Annotated in this window: 20 protein-coding genes; 9 read left to right on the top strand and 11 right to left on the bottom strand. The window is 72.4% G+C overall.

What is annotated here, in order from left to right:
• Positions 1-28 precede the first annotated feature (28 nt).
• The 4 genes from AMK19_RS23380 to AMK19_RS23365 form a co-directional block, all read right to left on the bottom strand.
• A complete protein-coding gene (locus tag AMK19_RS23380; RefSeq protein ID WP_073814950.1) occupies positions 29-565 on the bottom strand; it encodes a hypothetical protein in 537 nt (178 codons plus the stop codon).
• Positions 566-1,038: 473 nt separating this feature from the next.
• Positions 1,039-1,725 carry an FAD:protein FMN transferase gene (locus AMK19_RS23375; RefSeq protein ID WP_073814948.1) on the bottom strand — a complete coding sequence of 229 codons (687 nt, stop codon included), beginning with the start codon at positions 1,723-1,725 and terminating at the stop codon, positions 1,039-1,041.
• Positions 1,726-1,748: 23 nt separating this feature from the next.
• Positions 1,749-2,192 carry an FMN-binding protein gene (locus tag AMK19_RS23370; RefSeq protein WP_073814947.1) on the bottom strand — a complete coding sequence of 148 codons (444 nt, stop codon included), beginning with the start codon at positions 2,190-2,192 and terminating at the stop codon, positions 1,749-1,751.
• A gap of 14 nt (positions 2,193-2,206) precedes the next feature.
• Positions 2,207-3,565 (bottom strand): ferredoxin reductase family protein, encoded by a 1,359-nt coding sequence (locus AMK19_RS23365; protein WP_073814945.1) that lies wholly within the window; start codon positions 3,563-3,565, stop codon positions 2,207-2,209.
• Positions 3,566-3,742: 177 nt separating this feature from the next.
• Between AMK19_RS23365 and AMK19_RS23360 the strand changes: the two genes are divergently transcribed.
• A complete protein-coding gene (locus AMK19_RS23360) occupies positions 3,743-4,447 on the top strand; it encodes a response regulator transcription factor (RefSeq protein WP_198953415.1) in 705 nt (234 codons plus the stop codon).
• On the top strand, positions 4,444-5,979 hold the full coding sequence (locus AMK19_RS23355; protein ID WP_073814942.1) for a sensor histidine kinase: 1,536 nt from the start codon (positions 4,444-4,446) through the stop codon (positions 5,977-5,979). Before AMK19_RS23360 ends, AMK19_RS23355 begins: the two co-directional genes overlap by 4 nt.
• 123 nt (positions 5,980-6,102) lie before the next feature.
• Here AMK19_RS23355 and pepN read toward each other — a convergent pair whose 3' ends face one another.
• On the bottom strand, positions 6,103-8,667 hold the full coding sequence (gene pepN / locus AMK19_RS23350) for an aminopeptidase N (RefSeq protein ID WP_073814941.1): 2,565 nt from the start codon (positions 8,665-8,667) through the stop codon (positions 6,103-6,105).
• 159 nt (positions 8,668-8,826) lie between these two features.
• Here pepN and AMK19_RS23345 point away from each other — a divergent pair, with 159 nt between their 5' ends.
• The 6 genes from AMK19_RS23345 to AMK19_RS23320 all read left to right on the top strand — a co-directional run bounded on the left by AMK19_RS23345 (position 8,827) and on the right by AMK19_RS23320 (position 17,210).
• The gene (locus tag AMK19_RS23345) at positions 8,827-9,996 is read left to right on the top strand and encodes an ROK family transcriptional regulator (protein ID WP_073814939.1); all 1,170 of its coding nucleotides are present in this window, start codon (positions 8,827-8,829) and stop codon (positions 9,994-9,996) included.
• Positions 9,997-10,175: 179 nt separating this feature from the next.
• A complete protein-coding gene (locus tag AMK19_RS23340) occupies positions 10,176-11,270 on the top strand; it encodes a sugar ABC transporter substrate-binding protein (RefSeq protein ID WP_073814938.1) in 1,095 nt (364 codons plus the stop codon).
• 140 nt (positions 11,271-11,410) lie between these two features.
• Entirely contained in the window at positions 11,411-12,199 is a 789-nt protein-coding gene (locus AMK19_RS23335; protein WP_073814936.1) for an ATP-binding cassette domain-containing protein, read from the top strand.
• Positions 12,196-13,452: a sugar ABC transporter permease gene (locus AMK19_RS23330; protein ID WP_073814935.1), complete on the top strand. Its 1,257-nt coding sequence runs from the start codon at positions 12,196-12,198 to the stop codon at positions 13,450-13,452. The genes AMK19_RS23335 and AMK19_RS23330 overlap by 4 nt, the downstream gene beginning before the upstream one ends.
• A 206-nt stretch (positions 13,453-13,658) precedes the next feature.
• Positions 13,659-15,560, top strand: a complete 1,902-nt coding sequence (gene dxs, locus AMK19_RS23325) for a 1-deoxy-D-xylulose-5-phosphate synthase (RefSeq protein WP_198953413.1) — start codon at positions 13,659-13,661, stop codon at positions 15,558-15,560.
• 135 nt (positions 15,561-15,695) lie between these two features.
• The gene (locus AMK19_RS23320) at positions 15,696-17,210 is read left to right on the top strand and encodes an ArnT family glycosyltransferase (protein ID WP_073814932.1); all 1,515 of its coding nucleotides are present in this window, start codon (positions 15,696-15,698) and stop codon (positions 17,208-17,210) included.
• Here AMK19_RS23320 and AMK19_RS23315 read toward each other — a convergent pair.
• The 6 genes from AMK19_RS23315 to AMK19_RS23290 all read right to left on the bottom strand — a co-directional run bounded on the left by AMK19_RS23315 (position 17,200) and on the right by AMK19_RS23290 (position 24,595).
• Complete coding sequence (locus AMK19_RS23315) at positions 17,200-17,793, bottom strand: alpha/beta fold hydrolase (protein ID WP_073814930.1); 594 nt, start codon at positions 17,791-17,793, stop codon at positions 17,200-17,202. The genes AMK19_RS23320 and AMK19_RS23315 overlap by 11 nt on opposite strands.
• 105 nt (positions 17,794-17,898) lie before the next feature.
• On the bottom strand, positions 17,899-20,025 hold the full coding sequence (locus AMK19_RS23310; protein WP_073814929.1) for a 3-hydroxyacyl-CoA dehydrogenase NAD-binding domain-containing protein: 2,127 nt from the start codon (positions 20,023-20,025) through the stop codon (positions 17,899-17,901).
• Between the two features lie 2 nt (positions 20,026-20,027).
• The gene (locus tag AMK19_RS23305; protein ID WP_073814928.1) at positions 20,028-21,245 is read right to left on the bottom strand and encodes a thiolase family protein; all 1,218 of its coding nucleotides are present in this window, start codon (positions 21,243-21,245) and stop codon (positions 20,028-20,030) included.
• Positions 21,246-21,406: 161 nt separating this feature from the next.
• A complete protein-coding gene (locus tag AMK19_RS23300) occupies positions 21,407-22,642 on the bottom strand; it encodes an HRDC domain-containing protein (RefSeq protein WP_073814926.1) in 1,236 nt (411 codons plus the stop codon).
• A gap of 190 nt (positions 22,643-22,832) precedes the next feature.
• Positions 22,833-23,564 (bottom strand): response regulator transcription factor, encoded by a 732-nt coding sequence (locus AMK19_RS23295; protein WP_073814925.1) that lies wholly within the window; start codon positions 23,562-23,564, stop codon positions 22,833-22,835.
• A gap of 380 nt (positions 23,565-23,944) precedes the next feature.
• Positions 23,945-24,595 carry a DUF3000 domain-containing protein gene (locus AMK19_RS23290; protein ID WP_073814923.1) on the bottom strand — a complete coding sequence of 217 codons (651 nt, stop codon included), beginning with the start codon at positions 24,593-24,595 and terminating at the stop codon, positions 23,945-23,947.
• A 175-nt stretch (positions 24,596-24,770) separates the two neighbouring features.
• Here AMK19_RS23290 and hemE point away from each other — a divergent pair, with 175 nt between their 5' ends.
• Entirely contained in the window at positions 24,771-25,850 is a 1,080-nt protein-coding gene (hemE, locus tag AMK19_RS23285) for a uroporphyrinogen decarboxylase (protein ID WP_073814921.1), read from the top strand.
• Position 25,851 lies beyond the last annotated feature (1 nt).

Raw genomic sequence — 25,851 nt, 5'->3', positions numbered from 1 at the left:
GGCCGCCCCGGCAGTCGCCGTTGTCCGTTCACCCGGAGAACGCCGCGCGAGCCAGCACCTCCGCCGTCCGCGTCCCCGCCTCGACGGCCTGCCGGGCCGTGGTCGGCAGACAGCGGGCCCGCTCCGGGACGAACTCCGTCATCACCACACCGGCGTGATCCGCGGTCACCTCGCTGAGCGACACCGGCCGCCAGTGCTCCGCCAACGCCGCCCGCAACTCGCGCGAACGCTCGACCGGCACCACCGGATCGGCCGTACCGTGCACCAGCCACACCGGCACCGGCGGCCCGCCTCCGCAGACGTCGTCGATCGGCACGGTGCCGGTGGACGGCGCCACCGACCCGTACGCGCCGGCGATCCCCACCGCGGCGTGCGGCCGCCACCCGCCGAACGCGGCGGGATTCAGCGCCGCGCCCACCGCGGCCTTGCCGCCCGGCGACCAGCCGGCGAGCACGATCCGCCCGGAATCCCCGCCGAAGTCCGCCACCCGCTCCCGCGCGAAGACCGCCGACTCCCACAGCTGCGCCCGCCCGCCGTCCGGCGCGTCGGGACGCCAGTCCGGCACCAGGGCCTGTCCGGCCGATCTTGCCGGGCGCGCGACGCCGGATCATCCGCCCCCAGCCCTGGCGGGCCGGGAGGTGCCCCCACCCCCAGCCCTGGCGGGCTGGGAGGTGCCCCCACGGACGCACCGGCAAAACATCCAAGTACACCCAGTACGAGGACGTTTCGCCGGCACGCCCAGCCGGGCGCGAAATGGGGGCACCTCCCAGCCCCCAAGGGCTGGGGGAGCCGCGCGCCGATCCGACAAGATCGGCCGGACAGGCCCTTGCACGAGGACGCCCAGCTCCGCCGCCGCGCGGGCGACCGGCGCGAGCACGTCCCGCTCGTCGGGACCCCGGCCGTGCCAGAGCAGCACCGCGGGCACCGGCCCCGACCTGGTCACCGGCCGGTGGACGTCCATGAGTCCGCCCCCGGCCCCGTACCTGACGATCACTGCTGTGCCCCCTCACTCGTCGGGCCCCACGGTATCCGGCCCGATCAGGGGAAGTCCGGGGTGCGCTCGCGGGCGCCGTCTGGGCGGACGGCGAGGGCGGGGACGCCGCGGGCGGAGAGCCAGCGCAGCGGGTCGGGCATGGCGAACGCGGCGGTGGCGAGGGCGTCGAGGCGGGCGAGCCGGGGGCCGAGCAGGGTGAGCGAGGCGAGAGCGGTGGCGGGGCGGCCGGTGTGCGGGTCGAGGATGTGCGGGCCGCGTTCGGCGGTGCCCGAGGTGGCGACGGCGAGGTCGTGCCCGGTGACGACGTGGGCGACGGCGCCGGGGCGGTGCGGGTCCGCGATGCCGATCCGCCAGGGGCCGCCCGCGGTCTGGACGTCGCCGCCGCCGCTGACGCAGTGCCGGCCGGAGCCGGCCTCGCGCAGCGCCCGGGAGGCCTCCTCGACGGCCCAGCCCTTGACGTATCCGCTTGGGTCCAGGCGTCCGCCGGGCGTCGCGCTGAAGTAGCCGTCGGTCTCGGCGGCGAGTTCCGCGCAGCGGTCCAGCACCCACCCGACCTCGGGGTCGCACCCGGCGAGCCGGACCTCGCCGCGCCCGAGCCGGCTGACGTCGCTGTCCTCGCGGTACGGCGAGAACACCGTGTCGATCCGGTGCAGGCGGGCGACGATCCGGGCCAGGGCGTCGGCGGTGCGCGGGCCGGGGTCGCGGACGGAGAAGGAGAAGACCGTCCCCATCACGTGCTCGACATGGGTGAGCGTCACTGCTTCGCCGCCTGGTCGAGGGCGCTCTGCAGGGAGCGGGTGTAGCCGTCGCTGGTGTAGGTCGCGCCGGAGACCACGTCGATGTGGGCGCTCTGCGCGGCCATCGCCTCCTGGTTGAGCTGCGGGACGGCGTAGGTGTTGATCTCCCGGTCGCGGCGGTCCCGGGTGGGGTACTGGATGACGTCGATCTTGCTGATCGCGCCGCCGTCCATGGTGACCCGCACCTGGACCGGCCCGTACCGGGTGTTGACGGCGGTGCCGGTGAGCGTCCGGGTGCCCCCGCTCTGCGGCGCCGCCGACGCCGTCCCTCCGGTGGCGGCCGGCGCGGGTGCGGGGGTGGTGGATATCGCGCCGGTGGTGGACGGCTCGTGCGGCTTCAGGGAGAGCAGCAGGACGACCCCGGCGGCGGTCGCGGAGGCGGTGATGACGGCTCGGCGCATGGCGGTGGGGGCTCCTAGAGGGCGAAGGACTCGTGGTGGATGCGGGACGGCCGCACCCCGGCGGCGCGCAGCGCGCGGACCGCCTCGGCGGTGAACGCCTCCGGCCCGCACAGGAACACCTCGTGCCGGCCGAGATCCGGCACCAGCCGGTGCAGCGCCGCGCCGAGGTCGCCGACCTGCTCGCGGCTGCCGAGCAGCTCGTGCACGCGCCGGCCCCGGCCGCCGGCCGCGACCGCCGCCAACTCGTGCCGGAACAGCACGTCCTGGTCGAGCCGGGCCCGCTGCACCAGCGTCACCGGCCCGGGCAGCGTCTCGAACAGCGCCCGCAACGGGGTGACGCCGACGCCCGCGCCGAGCAGCAGCACCGGCCCGCCGTGCCGGCGGCGCGCGGTGAACGCCCCGTACGGTCCCTCCACGCGGACGGCCGTACCGGGCCCGAGCGCGGCGACGGCGGCGCTGTGCGCGCCCAGGCCCTTGACGGTGAACCGCAGGAAGTGCGGGTGCGGGGGAGCGGACAGCGAGTACGGGTTGGCGGCCCAGCGCAGCTGCGGCGTGAGGAACTGAAGACGGAAGAACTGGCCGGGCTCGGCCCGCAGTTCGTCCAGGCGCCGGCCGGTCAGGAAGACCGACACCACGCCCGCGCCCTCGGGCCGGACCTCGGCGACCCGCAGCCGGTGCCGGCGGTCGCGCAGGAACGGCCGCAGCAGCCGGTACCAGCCGAGGACGGCGGCGGTGCCGACGTACAGCAGGGACCAGGCGGCCTTCGCGGGCCCGTCCGCCAGGTCCGCGCCGGTGGTCAGCTGATGGCCGAAGCCGAGGGCGACGGCCAGGTAGCCGGCCAGGTGCAGGTAGTACCAGGCCTCGTAGCTCAGCCGGCGGCGGGCGGCCCGGGCGGAGACCGCGCCGGTGCCGAGCAGCAGCAGGGTCCCGGCGGACGCCTTCAGCATGTCGGGGAAGTGGAAGACGATCTCCACGCCCTGGTTCCACAGGCCCTGACCGCTGGTCAGCGCATAGCCCCAGATCACCGTCAGCACGTGCACGGTGAGCAGCGACACCAGGTAGCGGCCGCCGAACGCGTGCCAGCGCGCCATCCGGTCCGCACCGACCTCCCGTTCGAGCAACGGGATCCGCGCCATCAGCAGCAGCAGGACGGGCGCGGCGTAGCCGGCCAGCAGGCCGGTGATCCGGCCCGCGCCGGTGAGCCAGTCCGCGGCGCCGGCGACCCGCGGGGTGTCGGCCCACCACAGGGCGAGCACCCCGAGCGCGCCGAGCACGATCAGGGCGAGCGCGCCGCGGCGGACGGCGTCCGGCGGGAGGCCCCGGCGCGGGGCGGCGCGGCGGGCGGCCCGGCCCGGGGTGGTCAGTGCGGTCAACGGCCCTCCTTCGGCGGTGCTCCGCCACGGTGGCACCGGAAGCTCTCAGTTCCCTATGAAAGGACGCCGCCCCGGGACCGCGCCGACAGCGTTCACGCAGGTCACCGCAGGGGCACCCGCTCCGCTGCGGTCGGATGATCTCACCGCTTTCTCATGCCGGAGCGCAAGAATGGACCCATGCAGCACGCGGACACCCCCTGGCGGGTCCTGGTGGTCGACGACGAACCCGACCTGGTCGAGGTGATCTGCGGCGCCCTGCGCTACGAAGGCTGGCAGGCCCGCGGCGTCACCGGCGGCCTCGACGCCGTCACCACCGCCGCCGCCTGGCACCCGCACGCCATCGTGCTCGACGTCATGCTCCCCGACTTCGACGGCCTCGAAGTCCTGCGCCGCGTCCACCGCACCGACCCCGAGGTCCGGGTGCTCTTCCTGACCGCCCGCGACGCCGTCGAGGACCGCATCGCCGGCATCTCCGCCGGCGGCGACGACTACGTCACCAAACCGTTCAGCCTCGAAGAGGTCGTCGTCCGGCTCCGCGGCCTGCTCCGCCGCACCGCCCCCGCCGGCCCCGCCACCCCCGACACCCTCACCGTCGGCGACCTCCACCTGGACCCGACCGCCCGCGAAACCAGCCGCAGCGGCGAGAACATCGACCTCAGCCCCACCGAATTCGCCCTGCTCCGCTACCTGATGGAGCACCCCCGCCAGGTCCTCAGCAAGGCCCAGATCCTGGACGCCGTCTGGTCCTACGACTTCGGCGGCCAGGCCCACGTCGTGGAGCTCTACATCAGCTACCTCCGCCGCAAGATCGACGCCGGCCGCACCCCCATGATCCACACCGTCCGCGGCGCCGGCTACGTCCTCAAGGCCCCCACCGGATGACGGCCGCCGGGCGGCTGATGCCCCGCACCCTCCGGGCCCGGCTGGTGGTGGGCGTGCTCGTGCTGATCGCCGTGATCTGCGGCGGCGTCGCGGTCGCCACCGGGGCGGCCCTGCGGCACTTCCTGGTCGACCGGCTCGACCAGCAGCTGAGCGCGTCCGGCGGGCGCTACGCCACCAGCCTCGAACACCCCGACCAGAACGGTCACGACACCCGCGCCCAGTCGCCCGGCACCTTCGGCGCCCGACTGCTGAACGGCACCGTCACCCACGCCGCCGTGGTCGGCGGCATCCCGCCCGGCGACGACGACCCCGTGCCGATCGTCGGCGGCGGGGCCGGCGACGCCGCCGTCCCGCTCACCGACGCCGACGTGCGCACCCTGCGCGCCCTCCCGCCGACCGGCCGGCCGCACGACATCACGCTGTCCGCGCTCGGCGACTACCGGACCGCCGCCGTCGTCGGCCACGACGGGGACGTGCTGATCACCGGCCTGCCCCTGCACCCCGTCGACGAGACCGTCCAACGCCTGCTGCTCATCGAACTCGTGGTGTTCGCCGCCGCGTTGGCCGTCGCCGCAGCCGCCGGCACGCTCGGCGTCCGGCTCGCGCTGCGCCCGCTGGAACGGGTGGTCGCCACCGCCGAACGGGTCTCCGCGCTGCCGCTGGCCAGCGGCGCGGTCGACCTCGGCGAACGCGTCCCGGACGACGACCCCGGCACCGAGGTCGGCCGGGTCGGCACCGCGCTCAACCGGATGCTCGGCCACATCGGCGACGCGCTGACCCGCCGCCAGGACGTCGAGGAACGCCTGCGCGCGTTCGCCGCCGACGCCAGCCACGAACTGCGCAACCCGGTCGCCGCCGTCCGAGGCCACGCCGAACTCGCCCTGCGGCACCCCGGGCCGGTGCCCGAACCCGTCCGGCACTCGCTGGAACGGATCACCGCCGAATCGCAGCGGATGGGCACCGTCGTCGAGGACCTGCTGCTGCTCGCCCGCCTCGACGCGGGCCGCCCACTGGCCGTCGAGGACGTCGACCTGACCCGGATCGCCCTCGACTGCGCGGCCGACGCCCGCGCCGCCGCCCCCCTGCACCGCTGGCGGCTCGAACTGCCCGCCGAGCCCGTCACCGTCCCCGGCGACCCGCACCGGCTCACCCAGGTGGTGGCCAACCTGCTCGCCAACGCCCGCACCCACACCCCCGACGGCACCGAGGTCACCCTCCGCCTCGACACCGACGCCACCGGAGCCCGACTCACCGTCACCGACAACGGGCCCGGCATCCCGCCCGACCTGCTGCCCCACGTCTTCGAACGCTTCGTCCGCGGCGACCCCACCCGCTCCCGCCGCACCGGCTCCACCGGCCTCGGCCTCGCCATCGTCCAGGCCGTGGTCCAGGCCCACGGCGGCACCGCCACCGCCCACAGCACCCCCGGCGCGACGGTCTTCCGCACCACCCTCCCCGCGCACCACCAGGGGCGCGAGGAACTGCGCGAAGGGGAACGCACCCATCTGCAAGATCGCGATCCAGGACAATGACCTGCACGTGCTTGCGACCTGACGGACCGGCCGGCGCTTGCCGCGCAGCCCCCGGCCCTGCACACCCGAAAACGCCGGAGGCCCGGGAGGACAAGTCCCCCCGGGCCCCTCTCGGACCTGGCGTCAGCGATCCGCGGACTGGGCCTTCAGCGCCCGCTCCACGCCCGCCCGCGCCTCGACGACCTGGCGGCGCAGCGACGGCGCCGGCTCGGCGTCGGCGAGCCACGCGTCGGTGGCGTCCAGGGTGGCCTGCGAGACCGCGTACGCGGGGTACAGGCCGCCGATGATCTGCTGCGAGATCTCGTGGCTGCGGGTCTCCCACACGTGCTTCACCGAGGCGAAGTACTTCTCGGTGTACGCCGCGAGCAGGTCCCGCTGGTCGGGCTGCTGGAAGCCGGCGATGACGGCCTCCTGGACGTAGTTGGTGAGGGTGTCGGAGTCCACCACGGACGTCCACGCCTCGGCCTTGGCCTCGGCGGTCGGGCGGGAGGCGCGGCAGGAGGCGGCGTGCTCCTGGCCGGAGGAGGTGTTGTCGCGGGCGAGCTCCGCCTCGATCGCGGCCTCGTCGGCGCGGCCGGTGGCGACCAGTCGGCCGAGCAGGGTCCAGCGCAGCTCGGTGTCGACGGCCAGGCCCTCGATGCTCTCCGTGCCGTCCAGCAGAGAAGCCAGCAGCGCGAGCTGACCGTCCGTCCGGGCGGAGGCGGCGAGCGCGCGGGCCCAGGCGAGCTGGTGGTCGCTGCCGGCGGGGGCCTCGCGCAGCGCCGTCTCGGCGGCGGCCGCCCAGCGCTGCAGGCCGGTCTCGCGCCACGCCGGGTCGGCGTACAGCTCCAGGGAGAGCTTGACCTGGCGGTGCACGGACTGGACGACGCCGATGTCGCTCTCGCGGCGCAGGCCGGACAGCGCCAGCGACAGGTAGTCGCGGGTGGCGAGTTCGCCGTCGCGGGTCATGTCCCAGGCGGAGGCCCAGCACAGTGCGCGCGGCAGCGAGTCGGTGAAGTCGCCGAGGTGCTCGGTGACGACGGCCAGCGAGTCGGCGTCGAGGCGGACCTTCGCGTAGGACAGGTCGTCGTCGTTGAGCAGCAGCACGGCGGGCCGCTGCCGGCCGGTCAGCTGCGGGACCTCGGTGCGCCCGCCGTCGACGTCGAGTTCGATCCGGTCGGTGCGGACCAGGTCGCCGTCGACCAGTTCGTACACGCCGATGGCGATGCGGTGCGGGCGCAGCACGGCCTCGCCGCGGGCGCCGGCGGGCAGCGCGGGGGCTTCCTGCAGGACGGCGAAGGACTCGATGCGCCCGTCCGGGTCGACGACCAGCGACGGCCGCAGCACGTTGATGCCGGCGGTCTCCAGCCAGGCCTTGGACCAGGTGCGCAGGTCGCGGCCGCTGGCCTCCTCAAGGGCGCCGAGCAGGTCGGTGAGGCGGGTGTTGCCCCAGGCGTGGCGCTTGAAGTAGGCGCGCACGCCCTGGAAGAAGGCGTCCTGGCCGACGTACGCCACCAGCTGCTTGAGCACCGAGGCGCCCTTGGCATAGGTGATGCCGTCGAAGTTGACCTGGACGTCCTCCAGGTCGTTGATCTCCGCCATGATCGGGTGGGTGGACGGCAGCTGGTCCTGCCGGTACGCCCAGGTCTTCATCTGGTTGGCGAAGGTGGTCCAGGAGTGCGGCCACTTGGAGCCGGGGGCCTCGGCCTGGCAGACGGCCTCGGCGAAGGTGGCGAACGACTCGTTCAGCCAGAGGTCGTTCCACCACTCCATGGTGACGAGGTCGCCGAACCACATGTGGGCGAGCTCGTGCAGGATGGTCGCGGCGCGCAGCTCGTAGGAGGCGTCGGTGACCTTGGAGCGGAACACGTACTGGTCGCGCAGGGTGACGGCGCCCGCGTTCTCCATCGCGCCGGCGTTGAACTCCGGGACGAACAGCTGGTCGTACTTCGCGAACGGGTAGGCGAAGTCGAACTTGTCCTGGAAGTAGTCGAAGCCCTGCTTGGTGACGGCGAAGATGGCGTCGGCGTCGAGGAACTCGCGCAGCGAGGGGCGGCAGTAGACGCCGAGCGGCACGTTCTGCGCGCCGTTCCGGTAGCTGTCGAAGACGCCGACGTAGGGGCCGGCCACCAGCGCGGTGATGTAGGTGGACATCCGCGGGGTGGGCTCGAAGGTCCACACCCGGGTGTCGCCGTCGCTGGTGGGCTCGGGGGTCGGCGAGTTGGAGATGACGACCCAGCCGGCCGGGGCGGTGACGGTGAAGGCGAAGGCGGCCTTCAGGTCGGGCTGCTCGAAGTTGGCGAACACCCGGCGGGCGTCCGGGACCTCGAACTGGGTGTAGAGGTAGGTCTCGCCGTCGGCCGGGTCGACGAAGCGGTGCAGGCCCTCGCCGGTGTTGGTGTAGGCGCAGTCGGCGACGACGCGCAGCTCGTTGTCGGCGGCCAGGTCGGGCAGCGCGATGCGGCTGTCGGCGAAGTTCTCCAGCGGCAGCGGGCTGCCGTTGAGGACGATCTCGGTGACCGCGGGGGCGACCAGGTCGATGAAGGTGGAAGCGCCGGGCTCGGCGGCCGTGAACCGGACCACGGTGGTGGACCGGAACGTGCCGCCCTCACGCGCCGAGCTCAGGTCGAGCTCGATGTCGTACGCCTCCACATGCAGGAGCGCGGCCCGGGTACGGGCCTCCTCACGGGTCAAGTTGGTGCCAGGCACGCAGGACTCCTTCGTCAGAGCTTGGATACCGGGCATCCTCCCACGTGCGTAACGATCCGTGTTCGTACTTGACTGCCCCTCCGACAGGTACCTGAGCATAGGGTTCAGAAGTTGAAGCTGAACGCTGAACGAACTCAAGCGCGCCCTGGAGGGTCGAACATGTCGACGGACACACCGGGATCGCAGTCCTCGCTGCACCGGGCGAATCTCGAACGGGTGCTGCGGGCGGTGCGGATGGCCGGATCGCTGACCCAGGCCGAGATCGCCCGGGGCACGGGTCTGTCGGCCGCGACGGTGTCCAACATCGTCCGGGAGCTCAAGGAGTCCGGCACCGTGGTGGTCGCCGACACCTCCTCGGGCGGGCGCCGGGCGCGCAGCGTCTCGCTCAGCGGGGACGCCGGGATCGTGGTGGGCGTGGACTTCGGCCACACCCACCTGCGGGTGGCGGTCGGCAACCTGGCCCACCGGGTGCTGGCCGAGGAGAGCGAGCCGCTGGACGTGGACGTCTCCGCGCAGCAGGGCTTCGACCTGGCCGAGCGGATGGTGGCGCGGCTGCTGGAGCAGGCCGGCTTCCCGAGCGACAAGGTGATCGGCGTGGGCCTGGGCGTGCCCGGCCCGATCGACCAGGAGACCGGGGCGCTCGGCTCGACGGCGATCCTGCCGGGTTGGACGGGCGTGATGCCCGGTCAGGAACTCGCGCAGCGCCTCGGCATGCCGGTGCACGTGGACAACGACGCCAACCTGGGCGCGCTGGGCGAGCTGGTGTGGGGCGCCGGCCGGGGCCTGGGCGAGCTGGCGTACATCAAGGTGGCCAGCGGCGTCGGCGCCGGCCTGGTGATCAACGGCCAGATCTACCGCGGCCCGGGCGGCACCGCCGGTGAGATCGGCCACATCACGCTCGACGAGGCGGGCCCGGTGTGCCGCTGCGGCAACCGCGGCTGCCTGGAGACCTTCGTCGGCTCCCGCTACCTGCTCAACCTCTTGAACGCCAACCACCCGGGCGAACTGACCCTCGGAAAGGTGGTGCAGCTGGCCCAGCAGGGCGACCTGGGCTGCCGTCGGGTGATCGCCGACGCGGGCCGCCAGATCGGCATGGGCGTGGCCACCCTGTGCAACCTGCTCAACCCCCGCCGGGTGATCCTGGGCGGAGACCTGGCCGAGGCCGGTGAGCTGGTGCTTTCCCCGATCCGGGACTCGGTGGCCCGGTACGCGATCCCCAGTGCCGCGCGCCAGCTGTCGGTGGTCCCGGGAACGCTCGGCGGCCGGGCCGAAGTGCTCGGCGCACTGGCCCTGGTGATGAGTGAGATGGGGGAGACGGGCGGTCTCTGAGCGGCCCCGTGGGACGCGGAAGTGGCCGTCCGGTATCGGGTCAGCCTTCAGGAAGATAACGAAAGGGTCTGAATCCCGAGGCCTGATGCTTTACTTATTGACGACAAGCTCGGTGACGGGGTTGACTCCTGCCCACCTCGCCGCAACGTTGCGGCTCTGTCAGGGAGGCACCCCTCACCATGAACGCAATGATGCGTCGCGTTGTCGTCGGCACCGCCGCCGTCTCGATGGCTCTGACCATGGCCGCCTGCGGCAAGGCCGGCAGTGACAAGAAGGACGGCGCGGCCTCGGGCAACAACAAGTCGATCGGCCTGCTGCTGCCGGAGAACGCGTCCTCGACCCGTTACGAGTCCTTCGACAAGCCGTTCATCGAGGCGAAGGTCAACGCGCTCTGCTCCGACTGCAAGGTCGAGTACAGCAACGCCGAGGGTTCTGCCTCCAAGCAGAAGCAGCAGTTCGACACCCTGATCGCCCAGGGCGTCAAGGTGATCATCCTGGACGCGTTCGACGCCAAGTCGACCCAGTCCTGGGTGAAGGAGGCCGCCGACAAGGGCGTCAAGGTCATCGCGTACGACCGCCTGGCCACCGGCCCGGTCTCCGCCTACGTCTCCTTCGACAACGAGAAGGTCGGCGAGCTCCAGGGCCAGGCCCTGGTCGAGGCCCTCGGCGCCAAGGCCGCCGACGCCAACATCGTGATGATCAACGGTGACGACGCCGACCCGAACGCCGGCAAGTTCAAGTCCGGTGCGCACAAGGCGCTGGACGGCAAGGTCAAGAAGGTCGTCTACGAGCAGAGCGGCGAGTGGAAGCCCACCGTCGCGGGCCAGAAGATCGGCGCCGCCATCTCCTCGCTCGGCAAGGACGGCTTCCAGGCCGTCTACTCGGCCAACGACGGCATGGCCGGCGCGATCATCACCCAGCTGAAGGCCCAGGGCATCAACGTCCCGGTCGGCGGCCAGGACGCGGGCCTGGACGCGATCCAGCGCCTGGTCTCCGGCGACCAGGCCTACACCATCTACAAGGCCTACAAGCCGCTGGCCGAGGGCGCCGCCGAGCTCGCGGTCAACCTGCTCCAGGGCAAGGACATCAAGGGCGTCGCCACCGCGACCGTCGACAGCGACACCGACAAGGGCATCCCGGCCACCCTGCTGGAGCCCAAGGTCGTCACCAAGGCGAACATCAAGGACACCGTGATCGCCGACAGCCTGTACAAGGTCTCGGACATCTGCACCGCCGACTTCGCCGCCGCCTGCACCGCGGCCGGCCTGCAGTAATTCCCGTCCGGCGGGGGCTTCCTGACCACCCGGAAGCCCCCGCCGGCCCCTTTTGTTCCCGCAGTCCCACCCCGCGCGCCCGGACCGGCGCGCGGGTCGCCCGTGTCGGAAACGTCAGGTCCGACACGGAACTCAAGGAGATGGTTCACGTGACAGGCGCACCCGTACTGGCGTTGCGCGGGGTCTCCAAGCGCTTCGGCGCCGTCCAGGCACTCACCGACGTGCAGCTGGAGGTCCATGCGGGCGAGGTCGTCGCCCTGGTCGGCGACAACGGCGCCGGAAAGTCCACCCTGGTCAAGACCATCGCGGGCGTCCACCCGATCGACGAGGGCGTCATCGAGTGGGAGGGCAGGCCGGTCTCCATCGGCCGCCCGCACGACGCCCAGACGCTCGGCATCGCCACCGTCTACCAGGACCTCGCGCTCTGCGACAACCTCGACGTGGTCGGCAACCTGTTCCTCGGCCGCGAGCTCAAGCGCTTCGGCACCCTGGACGAGGTCGCCATGGAGAAGCGCGCCCGCGAACTCCTCGACACCCTGTCGATCCGCATCCCGAGCGTCCGGATCCCGATCGCCGGCCTGTCCGGCGGCCAGCGCCAGGTGGTCGCGATCGCCCGCGCCCTGGTCGGCGACCCGAAGATCGTGATCCTGGACGAGCCCACCGCCGCCCTCGGCGTCGAGCAGACCGCCCAGGTCCTCGACCTGGTAGAGCGGCTGCGCGAGCGCGGCCTCGGCGTGATCCTGATCAGCCACAACATGGCCGACGTCAAGGCCGTCGCGGACACCGTCGCGGTGCTCCGCCTGGGCCGCAACAACGGCAGCTTCGAGGTGGCCACCACCTCGCACGAGGAGATCATCTCCGCCATCACCGGCGCCACCGACAACGCGGTGACCCGTCGTCAGGCCCGTATCGCGGAGGACGCCAAGTGACCACCGAAACCCCCACCACGCCCACCCCGCCCGCCGTCGACCCGCGCCTGCTGGTCCGCAAGGAGGGCCTGGCCGGCTACTTCGAGGAGTTCGGCCGCAAGGTCCGCAGCGGCGAGCTCGGCTCGCTGCCGGTCGTGATCGGCCTGATCATCATCGCCGCCATCTTCCAGTGGAAGACCGGCTCCTTCCTCAACGCCGACAACCTCACCAACATCACCAAGTGGATCGCCGGCCCCGGCCTGATCGCCACCGGTGTGGTCTTCGTGCTGCTGCTCGGCGAGATCGACCTCTCGCTCGGCTCGGTGGCCGGCGCCAGCGCCGCGATCTCCTCGGTGCTCGCGGTCCGCCAAGGCGTCAACGAGTGGCTGGCGGTGCTGATCGGCATCGCGGCCGCGGTCGCCCTGGGCGCCCTGCACGGCTTCTTCTTCTCGAAGATCGGCGTGCCCGCGCTGCTGGTCACACTGGCCGGCATGCTCGCCTGGAGCGGCCTGCAGTACCTGGTCATCGGCAGCCTCGGTACCGTCAACAACCTCAACGACGGCGTCATCGCCAACCTGGACACCTACTTCCTGGGCGACGGCGACATCATCTGGGCCTGGCTGTTCGCGATCCTCGCCATCGTGCTGTTCGGCACCGGCCAGCTGCTGGAGGCCCGCCGCCGGGTGGCCGCCGGCCTGCCGGCCCGCCCGATCGCCGAGATCGCGCTGCGCACCGGCGCGCTCGCCGTGGTCGTGCTGGTGGTCGCCTACGTGCTCAACCAGGACCGCGGCCTGCCGCTGCCGCTGGTGCTGTTCGTCGGCATCGTCGCGCTGGGTGACTTCGTGCTCCGCCGCACCACCTACGGCCGGCAGATCTTCGCGGTCGGCGGCGGCATCGAGGCGGCCCGCCGGGCCGGCATCAACGTCGCCTGGGTGCGCACCTCGGTGTACATGATCTCGGCCGGCCTGGCCGGCTTCGGCGGCCTGTTCATCGCCTCCCAGCAGGGTTCGGCGGACAAGGGCCTCGGTGGCGCGAACATGCTGATGAACGCCATCGCGGCGGCCGTCATCGGCGGCACCAGCCTGTTCGGCGGCCGCGGCAAGACCTGGTCCGCGCTGCTCGGCATCCTGGTCATCCAGTCCATCACCACCGGCCTGGACATGGTCCACGCCCAGCAGGCCATCCAGTACATGATCACCGGCGCGGTGCTGCTCGCCGCCGTGGTCCTGGACTCGGTCTCCCGCCGCACCCAGAAGTCCAACGGACGCGGCTGACCCGGCACCACCCGCAACCGCGCGACCGGCACACCTCCCCGCCATAGCGGGGCCGGTCGCGCGGTTCGGTGCTTTTCCGCTCCCGCCACCCGAACGGGCGACGGGGTTGCCCGCCGCACTGCTGCCGGGTAATGGACATTAGACTCAAGCGGGGCGTACGCCCTCCGGGCCCATGCGGGCGCGAGAACTTGGACGAGGAGGAACGGGTGGCCCTGCTGACCCGCATTCGGGGACCGCGCGATCTCGATCGACTCACGGCCGCGCAGCTCGCGGAGCTCGCCGAGGAGATCCGCGCCTTCCTGGTGGAGGAGGTCTCCAAGACCGGCGGCCACCTCGGACCCAACCTCGGCGTGGTCGAACTGACCCTCGCCATGCACCGGGTCTTCGACTCCCCGCGCGACCGGATCCTGTTCGACACCGGCCACCAGAGCTACGTCCACAAGCTGCTGACCGGCCGCCAGGACTTCTCCCGGCTGAAGATGAAGGGCGGCCTGTCCGGCTACCCCTCGCGCGCCGAGTCCGAGCACGACGTGATCGAGAACTCGCACGCCTCGACCGTCCTCGGCTACGCCGACGGCCTCGCCAAGGCCAACAAGATCCAGGGCCACAAGGACCGTCCCGTGGTCGCCGTGATCGGCGACGGCGCGCTCACCGGCGGCATGGCCTGGGAGGCGCTGAACAACATCGCCGACAGCCAGGACCTGCCGATCGTCATCGTCGTCAACGACAACGAGCGGTCCTACTCGCCGACCATCGGCGGCCTCGCCAACCACCTCGCCACCCTGCGCACCACCCAGGGCTACGAGCGCTTCCTGTCCTGGGGCAAGGACGCGCTGCAGCGCACCCCCGTGGTCGGCCAGGCGATGTTCGACACCCTGCACGGCGCCAAGAAGGGCCTGAAGGACTTCATCGCCCCGCAGGGCATGTTCGAGGACCTCGGCCTGAAGTACCTCGGCCCGATCGACGGCCACGACCTGCAGGCCCTGGAGTCCGCGTTCACCAAGGCCCGCAACTTCGGCGGCCCGGTCATCGTGCACTGCATCACCGAGAAGGGCCGCGGCTACCACGCCGCCGAGAACAACGACGAGGACCGCTTCCACGCGGTCGGCGTGATCCACCCCGACACCGGCCTGCCGGTCAAGACCTCCGGCAAGGACTGGACGTCGGTGTTCGGCGAGGAGATGGTCGCGCTCGGCCGCGAGCGCCGCGACATCGTCGCCATCACCGCCGCCATGCTGCACCCGGTCGGCCTGGCCCCGTTCGCCAAGGCCTACCCGGACCGGATCTTCGACGTCGGCATCGCCGAGCAGCACGCCGCCGTCTGCGCCGCCGGCCTGGCCACCAACGGCCTGCACCCGGTGGTCGCCGTCTACGCGACGTTCCTGAACCGCGCCTTCGACCAGGTCCTGATGGACGTCGCCCTGCACAAGCTCGGCGTCACCTTCGTGCTCGACCGGGCCGGCGTCACCGGCACCGACGGCGCCTCCCACAACGGCATGTGGGACATGTCGATCCTCCAGGTCGTCCCCGGCCTGCGGCTCGCCGCCCCGCGCGACGCCGAACAGGTCCGCCTGCAGCTGCGCGAGGCTGTCGAGGTCGCCGACGCCCCCACCGTGGTCCGCTACTCCAAGGGCAACGTCGGCCCCGCCGTGCCCGCCGTCGGCACCGTCGGCGGCATGGACGTGCTGCGCCGTTCCGAGGACGGCTCCGCCGACGAGGCCGCCGATGTGCTCATCGTCTCGGTCGGCGCGATGGCCCCGACCTGCCTGGAGGTCGCCGAGCTCCTGGCCGAGCAGGGCATCACCAGCACCGTCGTCGACCCGCGCTGGGTCAAGCCGGTCGACGCCGCGCTGCCGGGCCTCGCCGCCCAGCACCGCCTGGTCGTCACCGTCGAGGACAACGGCCGGGCCGGCGGCGTCGGCTCCGCGATCGCCCAGGCGCTGCGCGACGCCGACGTCGACGTGCCGCTGCGCGACTTCGGCATCCCGCAGGAATTCCTCGACCACGCCTCGCGCGGCGAGATCCTGGAGGAGATCGGGCTCACCGCCCCCGCCCTCGCCAAGAAGATCGAGGCCCTGGTCAGCACCCGCTCCTTCGCCCGGAGCTGACCACCCGGCATCACCCTCGCGCACCGTCACGGGACCGCCTTTCGGCCCTGTGACGGTGCGCTTATTGTCGGACCGTCACACTCATTAGTGGACTGGCACTGACTACGCCCGTCCACGCCCGGTAGGTTGTCATCCGTGTCCCAGACCCTCACGAGCCCGCGACGTACCCTCGCCGAGCGCCTCCCAGAGCGCCTCCGCACCGGGTACTGGACCAGACTGGTCCCGCTGCTCGCCGTGCTGGCCACCCTCACCCACCTGCCGTCCTTCCTGCGGCCGGTGTGGAGCCCCGACGAGGGCTACCTCGCCACCCAGGCCCGGATGCTCGCCGACGGCGGCGTCCTCTACGACACCGTCGTCGACCGCAAACCCCCGCTGCTGCCCTGGCTGTACGAAGCCTGCTTCGCGCTCTTCGGCTCCGCCTCGCTCTGGCCGCTGCGCACCCTCGCGATCGTCGCCCACCTGGCCACCGCGATCCTGCTCGCCTCGCTCGCCCGCGGCCGCTGGGGCGACCGGGCCGGGCGCTGCGCCGGCGTCCTCTACCTGCTGGTCTCCATCGGGCTCTCGCCCGAGGACACCCAGGCCGCGACCTTCGAAGTCTTCATGCTGCCCGCCATGGTCGCCGCCTTCCGCTACGCCGAACGCCGCCGCTGGCTGGCCGCCGGCATCGCGGTCGCGCTCTGCTCGCTCACCAAGCAGACCGGCGGCGCCGTCATGCTCCCCGTGCTGTGGATGCTCCTCCAGGACACCCGCCGCCGCGGCGTCCGCTGGCCCCCTGCGCTCGCCAAGATCGGCTTCGGGTTCGCGCTGCCGATAGCGCTGGTCGCCGTCATCCTCACCAAACCCAAGGGTTTCCTGTTCTGGGTCGTCACCGGCTCCGGCGACTACGCCGGCCTCGGATCCAACTGGCCCCAGATGATCGGCCGGGCACTCGGCAACTCCGCCATCCTGATGAGCGCCGGGCTGGCCTTCCTGCTGCCCTTCGCCCACCGCCTGTGGCTGCGCCACCGCCGACGACCCGTCCCCGCCCGCGGGCCCGAGCACGGCTCGACCGTCGACCTGTGGATGTGGCTCGCCTCCTCGGTGGTCGCCGTCTCGGTCGGCTTCCACTTCTTCGGCCACTACTACCTCCAGCTGATGCCCCCGCTGGTCCTGCTCGGCGTCGGCGCCGTCGCCACCTCCGCCGTCCCGTGGAAGCCCGTCCTGGTCTACTCCACCCTCGCGTGCAGCTTCTTCTGGGGCCTCGCCGTGCTCTGGCCCGGCCAGCGCCTCACCCAGACCACCGAGGTCGCCACCGCGATCGCCGCCCAGACCACCCCGAAGGACACCGTCCTGATCTGGGGCATGCACCCCGAGCTCTACTGGCTCGCCGACCGGCGCCCCGCCACCCGCTACCTCACCGCCGGATTCCTGACCAACTTCAGCGGCGGCAAGGGCGGCGAGAAGGTCGGCGAACAGTACTCCGTCGCCGAGGCCTGGCAGACCTTCGACGACGAGATCTCCACCAACGGCTTCCCCGAGGTCGTCGTCGACGACTCCGGCACCGCGCCGTACCAGCCCGACATGGTCCCCCGGATCGCCACCCTCCTCGACACCCACTACGAGGTGGTCGGCGCCACCGGAGACACCGTCATCTACCGCCTCAAGAAGTAGCCCCGCCGACGGCCGCCGCGAAGCCCGCCAGCGCCGCCACCAGCCCCTCCGGCCGGAACAGCGGATGCGGCGGCTCCGGACACCCCGGCAGCTCCACCGCCCCCGGCACCAGCCCCAGCAGCGCGTCGGCCGTGTGTCGCTGGTGCACCGGGTTCTCCGGCACCGACGGCAGCACGGCCACCGGCAGCCGGAGCCCCGCCAACTCCTCGTCCGCGACCCCGCGCAGTACGCCGCCCGCCAGCAACGGCGCCGCCTCGGTCGGCGCCCGCCCGTCCACCCGAGGATCCCCCGCCGTCGCGGGCCACGCCAGCACCAGCCCCCGCACCCGTTCCGGCACCGCGAGCGCCAACCGCACCGCCGCCGAGCAGCCGTTCGACCCGCCCACCAGCACCACCGGCCCGTCCGGCAGCCGGGCCGCCAGGTGTTCCGCCTCCGCGGCCCAACTCCCGGCCCGCATCAGCCGATCCGGCGCCAGCACGTCGAGCCCCTCGCCCCGCAGCCCCGCCACCACCCCGGTCCGCCCCCAGAACCGCTCGGCGTCCATCTCCTCGTCCCACAGCCCGCCGTGCACCAGCACCAACACCGGCCGACCCCCTTCGCGCAGAAACGGCGCAGCATACAACGCCGACGGGCGGCACTCCCCGTCCCGGAGGAAGGGGGGTGCCGCCCGTCGTGGGTGCGCTGTGCGTCAGGCGGGGACCGAAGCCAGGCCGGGGGCCAGGAACTTCTTGCCGTTGACGCGCTCGGAGACGCCCTCGCGGTCGAGGTAGGGGGTGATGCCGCCGAGGTGGAAGGGCCAGCCGGCGCCGGTGATCATGCACAGGTCGATGTCCTGCGCCTCGCCGACGACGCCCTCGTCGAGCATCAGGCCGATCTCCTGGGCGACGGCGTCCAGGGCGCGGGCGCGGACCTGGTCCTCCGTCAGGACGGAGTCGCCGAAGGTGAGGAGGGCGAGGACCTCGGGGTCGAGGACCTGGGCGCCGTCCTGCCAGATGTAGAAGCCGCGCTTGCCGGCCTCGACGACCTTGCCGAGGTTCTCGGAGACGGTGAACCGCTCCGGGAACGCGCCGTGCAGGGTCTCGGAGACGTGCAGGGCGATGGCCGGGCCGACCAGTTCGAGCAGGGCGATCGGCGACATCGGCAGGCCGAGCGGCTTGACCGCGGCCTCGACGGTCTCGAACGAGGTGCCCTCGTCGATGATGTTCTGGATCTCGCCCATGAAGCGGGTCAGGATGCGGTTGACCACGAACGCCGGGGCGTCCTTGGTGAGCACCGCGGTCTTCTTCAGCTTCTTGGCGACACCGAACGCGGTGGCCAGCGAGGCGTCGTCGGTCTTCTCGGCCCGGACGATCTCCAGCAGCGGGAGGATCGCGACCGGGTTGAAGAAGTGGAAGCCGACCACGCGCTCCGGGTGCTGGAGCTTGGACGCCATCTCGGTGACCGACAGCGAGGAGGTGTTGGTGGCCAGGACGGTGGTCGGCGCGACCACCGCCTCCAGCTCCGCGAACACCTTCTGCTTGACGCCCATCTCCTCGAAGACGGCCTCGATGACGAAGTCCGCGTCGCCGAACGCGACGGCCTTGTCGAGGTGGCCGGAGACCAGGCCCTTGAGCTTGTTGGCCTTGTCGCCGCCGATGCGGCCCTTCGCCAGCAGCTTGTCGATCTCGCCGTGGACGTAGCCCACGCCCTTGTCGATGCGCTCCTGGTCGATGTCGGTGAGCACCACCGGCACCTCCAGGCGGCGCGCGAACAGCAGCGCCAGCTGGGAGGCCATCAGACCGGCGCCGACGACGCCGACCTTGGTGACCGGGCGGGCCAGCGACTTGTCCGGCGCGCCGAACGGCTTCTTCGCGCGGCGCTGCACCAGGTTGAAGGCGTACAGGCCGGCGCGCAGCTCACCGCTCATGATCAGGTCGGCCAGCGCGGCGTCCTCGGCGTCGAAGCCGGCCTGCAGGTCGCCGTCCTTGACCTGCTGGATGATGTCGAGCGCCTTGTACGCGGCCGGAGCGGCCCCGTGCACCTTGGCGTCGGCGACCCAGCGGCCCCACAGCACGGCGTCGTCCCACGCCTTGCCGCGGTCGAACTCCTCGCGCTCGACGACCACGTCGCCCTTGAGCACGCGAGCCGTCCACAGCAGCGACTGCTCCAGGAAGTCGGCCGGCTCGAAGATCGCGTCCGCGATCCCCAGCTCGAACACGTCCTTGCCCTTGAGCTGCTTGTTCTGGGCCATCGAGTTCTCGACGATGACCTTGACGGCCTTGGCCGGGCCGATCAGGTTCGGCAGCAGCGTGCAGCCGCCCCAGCCGGGCACCAGGCCGAGGAAGACCTCGGGCAGCGAGAACGCCGGGACGCCCGCGCTGACGGTGCGGTAGGAGCAGTGCAGGCCGACCTCGACGCCGCCGCCCATCGCCGCGCCGTTGTAGAACGCGAAGGACGGGACGGGCAGCGCGGCGATCCGCTTGAAGACGTCGTGGCCGCCCTTGCCGATGGCCAGCGCGTCCGAGTGCTCCTTGAGCACCTCGACGCCCTTGAGGTCGGCGCCGACCGCGAAGATGAACGGCTTGCCGGTGATCGCGACGGCGACCACCTTGCCCTCGGCGGCCTCGGCCTCGACCTGGTCCAGCGCCTCGGACAGCTTCGCCAGCGAACCCGGGCCGAAGGTGGTCGGCTTGGTGTGGTCGAAGCCGTTGTCCAGGGTGATCAGCGCCAGCTTGCCGGCCTGCAGCGGCAGGTCCAGGTGGCGCACGTGCGCGGTGGTGACGACCTCGCCGGGGAACAGTTCGGCGGCGCGCTGCAGCATCTCAGTGGTGCTCATGGTCACTTACCACCCTCGAAGTGCGGGTTCTCCCAGATGACGGTCCCGCCCATGCCGAAGCCGATGCACATGGTGGTCAGGCCGTAGCGGACGTCCGGGCGCTGCTCGAAGCGGCGGGCCAGCTGCGTCATCAGACGCACGCCGGAGGAGGCCAGCGGGTGGCCGAACGCGATCGCGCCGCCGTACGGGTTGACCCGCTCGTCGTCGTCCGCGATGCCGTAGTGGTCCAGGAACGCCAGCACCTGGACGGCGAACGCCTCGTTGACCTCGAACGCGCCGATGTCGTCGATGGTCAGACCGGCCTTGGCCAGCGCCTTCTCGGTCGCCGGGACGGGACCGATGCCCATCACCTCGGGCTCGACGCCCGCGAACGCGTAGCTGACCAGGCGCATCTTGACCGGCAGGCCCAGCTCGCGGGCCACGTCCTCGGCGGCCAGCAGCGAGGCGGTCGCACCGTCGTTCAGGCCCGCCGCGTTGCCCGCGGTGATGTTGCCGTGCGGACGGAACGGGGTCTTCAGGGCGGCCAGCGACTCCATGGTGGTGCCCGGGCGCATCGGCTCATCCGTGGTCGCCAGGCCCCAACCGGTCTCGCCGACCGCGGGGTTGGTGTTGCGGATCGCGATCGGCACCAGGTCCGGCTGGATGTCGCCGTTGGCGTACGCCTTCGCCGCCTTCTCCTGCGAGCGCACCGCGTACGCGTCGCAGCGCTCCTTCGTCAGGTGCGGGAAGCGGTCGTGCAGGTTCTCCGCGGTCATGCCCATGAACAGGGCGGACTCGTCGACCAGCTTCTCCGAGACGAACCGCGGGTTCGGGTCCACGCCCTCGCCCATCGGGTGCCGGCCCATGTGCTCCACGCCGCCGGCCACGACCACGTCGTAGGCGCCGAACGCGATGCCGCCCGCGGTGGCGGTGACGGCCGTCATCGCACCCGCGCACATCCGGTCGATCGAGTAGCCCGGAACGGACTTCGGCAGGCCCGAGAGCAGCGCGGCGGTGCGGCCGATGGTCAGACCCTGGTCTCCGATCTGGGTGGTCGCCGCGACGGCGACCTCGTCGATCCGCTCGACCGGCAGGCCCGGGTTGCGGCGCACGAGCTCGCGGATGCACTTGACGACCAGGTCGTCCGCCCGCGTCTCGTGGTACATGCCCTTCGGGCCGGCCTTGCCGAACGGGGTGCGGACGCCGTCGACGAAGACGACGTCCCTCGCGGTACGAGGCACGGGGGCTCTCCTCCCAGGGGGATGGCGGGGCGAGCGCGCAAATCAGCGACGCTGCTACGCGACCAATCTACCCACGAGTAACAACGGTGGGCAAGGAGATGGAAGAGTGAGCGAGAACGCACCGCGAGTGTGCGCCCCTGCTTTCGCACTCGCCCGCGCTGCTATTCGCTCGCCGTCCCGAACGCCTCCGCGAGCGCCGGTGCGACCAGTTCCGTCTGCCAGGCGCGGGCCCCCAGGGAGTGCAGTGCGTCGGCGATCGACGTCGCGTCCGGTCGGGCCGGCGGCTCCCAGGAGACGCGGCGGACCAGGTCGGGGGTGATCAGGTTCTCCGCGGGCAGGTGGTGCTGCTCGGCGAGGGCCGCGACGGCGGCCCTCGCACCGGTGAGGCGGGCCGCGGCGATCGGGTCCTTCTCGGCCCAGGCGCGCGGCGGCGGCGGCCCGTCGTGCGGGGCGGTCGCGGAGGGCAGCGCGTTCTCCGGAATCTCCCGGGCCCGTTCGATCGCGCCCAGCCACTGTTCGAGCTGACGCCGGTTCACCCGGGGCCCGAAGCCCTGGACGGCGATCAGCGCGGGCGCGTTGAGCGGCATCGCGAGGGCCGCGTTGACGATCGCGGTGTCGGCCAGCACCCGGCCGGGGGAGACGTCGCGTTCGCGGGCGATCCGGTCGCGGGTCAGCCAGAGTTCGCGGACGACGGCGAGCTGCCGACGGCGGCGGACCTTGTGCAGCTGGGAGGTGCGCCGCCAGGGGTCGACCCGCGGGGCGGGGCGGGGTGCGGCGGCGAGGGCGGCGAACTCCTGGTGCGCCCAGTCGAGCTTGCCCTGCCGGTCGAGTTCGGTCTCCAAGGCGTCGCGCAGGTCGACCAGGACCTCGACGTCGAGCGCGGCGTAGCGCAGCCAGGGCTCGGGCAGCGGGCGGGTGGACCAGTCGACGGCGGAGTGCTCCTTGGCCAGCGAGAGGCCGAGGACGTTCTCGGTCATCGGGCCGAGGCCGACCCGGGGGAAGCCGGCGAGCCGGCCGGCGAGTTCGGTGTCGAACAGCACGCCGGGGTGCATGCCGACGTCGAACAGGCAGGGCAGGTCCTGGGTGGCGGCGTGCACGACCCACTCGGTGTCGTGGATGGCCTCGTCCAGCGCGGAGAGGTCGGGGCAGGCGATCGGGTCGATCAGCGCGGTGCCCGCGCCGTTGCGGCGCAGCTGGATCAGGTAGGCGCGCTGGCCGTAGCGGTAGCCGGAGGCGCGTTCGGCGTCGACGGCGACGGGGCCGGTGCCGGTACGGAAGGCCGCGATGGTCGCGGCGAGCGCCTGAGGGTCCGACACCACCGGTGGGAGTCCGTCCCTGGGTTCGAGGAGCGGAACCGGGGCGGTCTCTTCGGGGATGGAGGCTACGGCGTCGGTCACCCCCCAAGGGTACGTCGTGTGCCGCCGCCGGGAGTGTTGTCCGACTGGTCGGACCATGTTCGGACCTCTGCCGGGCCGGGTCGGCGGGCCGGTCCGGGGGCTGCGGCGGCAGGTGACGGATCGTCGGCGGAGGGCACGGGAACGGCCCGGAGGAAACGTTCCTCCGGGCCGCCACCAGGGACGATGTGGGTCAGTGGATGATGCCGGTGCGCAGCGCCACCGCCACCATGCCGGCCCGGTCGCCCGTTCCGAGCTTGCGGGCGATGCGGGCGAGGTGGCTCTTCACGGTGAGGGCGGAGAGGCCCATCGCGACGCCGATCGCCTTGTTCGACTGGCCCTCGGCGACCAGCCGCAGCACCTCGACCTCACGGCCGGAGAGCTCGCGGTAGGCGGAGGGCTGCGCGCCGGGTGCACCGGGAGCGCCGGGGGCGCCGCCGGGCTGGCCGGGAGCGCCGTGCATGCCGGGGTGGTGGTGGCCGGGGATGCCGGGACGGCGCATCCGACCGGCCAGGCCGGCGCCGATCGGCAGTCCGGGACGGCCGGGCATCGGCATGCTGGTGCGGGTGCCGGTGACCACGTATCCCTTGACGCCGCCGGCCAGGGCCGAGCGGACCGCGCCGATGTCGTCGGCGGCGGACAGTGCCAGGCCGTTCGGCCAGCCCGCGGCGCGGGTCTCGGCCAGGACGGTCAGGCCGGAGCCGTCGGGGAGGTGGACATCGGCGATGCAGATGTCGCGGGGGTTGGAGATCCGGGGCCGGGCCTCGGCGATCGAGGAGACCTCGATGACGTCGCGGACACCGAGCGCCCATAGATGCCGGGTCACCGTGTTTCGGACCCGGGGATCCGCGATGACCACCATGGCGGTGGGCTTCGTCGGACGGTAGGCGACCACGTTTGCGGGGTGCTCAAGAAGGACCGACACCTGAGGCCTCCTGCGGGGGAGTGGCGGACGGAACCCCGAGGGGGCGGTCGGAGTGTTCCGCGTCTGGAAAGGGTCACTGACACCTTCGGCATCAACCGTGACCGGCTTTAGCGGGTGATCACGATCTGGTGAGTAACAATACGGACAAATCGCGCAGGCGACCGGTATGACGTGCCCGGAAATCGCACGGATTCGATCGTTTCCGGCGACACGACGATCGGGAACGGTCGGGTAATTGACCGGGAGCGTCTACGAAGTCACACTCCGTCAGTCCTGCGGGTGGTCGCCGGTCCAAGGCGTGCGACTGTCCCCCGGGGTGTCTACGGGGTGCGGACAGCCGTGCGAGCGGCGGAGTGGGAAAAAGGGGTGCCGGGCGGAGGTCAGTGTGGGTTGCGCGGCCGACGGCGGGCCGGCATCGGCACCACGCCGCCCAGTCCGCCGGACTCGGCGGCCGGCGCCGCCGACGGGGCGGGCGGCAGCCCGGCGCACACGCACAGCAGGTCGGCCCAGGCGGCCAGGTGCCGCTCGAAGCGGCCGTCGGCGGGCGTCCAGGAGGCGCGCAGCTCGATCTCGGTGGAGGCGCCGCGTTCGGCCAGCGCCCCGAAGTACTGCGAGTGACACCTGGTCACGGTGCCGCTGGGCTCGGCGAACCCGGCGCCGTGCGCCTGCAGGGCGTCCACCAGCCAGCTCCAGCCGACCTCGGACAGCAGCGGGTCGCCCGCCATCTCCGGCTCCAGCTCGGCCCGGGTCATGGTGACCACGCGGAAGTCCCCGTTCCAGGCCTCCGGCGCGGACGGGTCGTGCAGCAGGACGAGGGTGCCGTCGGCCAGCTCCTCGCCGTCCACCTCGACGGAGGCGGAGAGTGCGAAGGTGTGCGGGGCCAGTCGGCGGGGGGCGGGCTGCGGGGACAGCCGTACCTCGGGGCGCAGTCGCGCCCCGGTCAGCGCCTCGACCGCCTCGCGGAACTCGATCGGCGCCGACTCCCTGCCCGTTCCTCCACCCTGTGCGGATTGCCCGCCGACCGCTGCCATGTCCGGAAGCCTAGGTGGCGCGGGCTCGCAATCCGAGCACTTTCGTTCCTCCGGCGTGCCGAAATTCCGGAAATCGGCCAGGCCGGGACCGCTCTGTGCACCACGGGTGTCCGAGCTGTCCGTTTTGCCTGGTCGGCGGCCGGGGCGGGAGTGGCCGCGTGCGAGGATGTGACGCGTGAGTGAGACCCCCGCAGCCCAGTCCGGTCAGCGGCCCCGCGGCGCCGCGTACGACTCCGTCTTCCTGCGCGCCGCCCGCAACGAGCCGGTGCCGTACACCCCCGTGTGGTTCATGCGGCAGGCCGGCCGCTCGCTGCCCGAGTACCTGAAGGTGCGCGAGGGCGTCCCGATGCTCGACGCCTGCATGCGGCCCGAGCTGGTCAAGGAGATCACCCTGCAGCCGGTGCGTCGGCACAAGGTGGACGCGGCGATCTTCTTCTCCGACATCGTGGTCCCGCTCAAGGCGGTCGGCATCGACGTGGAGATCAAGGGCGGCGTCGGTCCGGTCATCGCCGACCCGATCCGCACCAAGGCCGACCTGCAGCGGCTGCGTCCGCTGGAGCCGGACGACATGCCGTACATCACCGAGGCGGTCGGCGCGCTGGTCGAGGAGCTCGGCGCCACCCCGCTGATCGGCTTCGCCGGTGCGCCGTTCACGCTGGCGAGCTACCTGATCGAGGGCGGCCCGTCGAAGTCGTACGAGAACACCAAGGCGATGATGTACGGCGAGCCCGAGCTCTGGGCGGAGCTCGTCGAGCGGCTCGCGCAGATCACCTCGGCGTTCCTGAAGATCCAGATCGAGGCGGGCGCCTCGGCGATCCAGCTGTTCGACTCCTGGGCGGGTGCGCTCGCCCCGGACGAGTACCGCCGCTCGGTGATGCCCGCCAGCGCCAAGGTGTTCGACGCGGTCGCGCCGTACGGGGTGCCACGGATCCACTTCGGCGTCAACACCGGTGAACTGCTCGGCCTGATGGGCCAGGCCGGCGCGGACATCGTCGGCGTCGACTGGCGGGTCCCGCTCGACGAGGCCGCCAACCGGGTCGGCCCCGGCAAGGGCCTGCAGGGCAACCTCGACCCGGCCGTGCTGTACGCGCCCACCCACGTGGTGGAGACCAAGGCCCGCGAGGTGCTGCACGCCGCCCAGGCGCTCGGCGGCAGCCACCACATCTTCAACCTCGGCCACGGCGTCATGCCGACCATGGACCCGGACGCGCTGACCCGACTGGTCGCCTTCGTCCACGAGGCCAGCGCCCGCTGAC

Origin of the sequence: Kitasatospora sp. CB01950, assembly GCF_001905465.1 — a bacterium.
In the GTDB taxonomy this organism is placed as follows: domain Bacteria; phylum Actinomycetota; class Actinomycetes; order Streptomycetales; family Streptomycetaceae; genus Kitasatospora.
This window is presented reverse-complemented; position numbering and strand designations above follow the sequence as displayed.